Source organism: Mesorhizobium sp. M7A.F.Ca.MR.148.00.0.0, from assembly GCF_003997735.1.
Taxonomy (GTDB): domain Bacteria; phylum Pseudomonadota; class Alphaproteobacteria; order Rhizobiales; family Rhizobiaceae; genus Mesorhizobium.
In genome coordinates, this window is record NZ_RZTB01000510.1 from 1 (window position 1) to 301 (window position 301).

Consider the following 301-nt stretch of genomic DNA (forward strand, 5'->3'; position numbering starts at 1 on the left):
TGACGCTTGCCGATCCGCCGGGCGAGAGGACCCACTGGACCGCCGACATGATGGCGCAAGCCGCCGCAATCAGCGCCAGCGCCGTCAGGCGCATCTGGAAGGCGCATGGTCTCGCACCCCACCGCTGGCGCCAGGTTCAAGCTCTCCAATGATCCGAAGTTCGTCGACAAGTTGCGCGCCGTCGTCGGCCTCTATCTCGATGCGCCGGCCCATGCCATCGTTCTGTCGGTCGATGAAAAGAGCCAGATCCGGCGCTCGACCGCACCCACCCGGCCTGCCGATGAAGAAGGGGCGGCTCGGT

1 pseudogene is annotated in these 301 nt (G+C 66.4%); it reads left to right on the forward strand.

Annotation, left to right across the window (positions count from 1 at the left end):
• A pseudogene (locus EOB49_RS35145) lies at window positions 1-301 on the forward strand (IS630 family transposase); the annotation flags it as partial.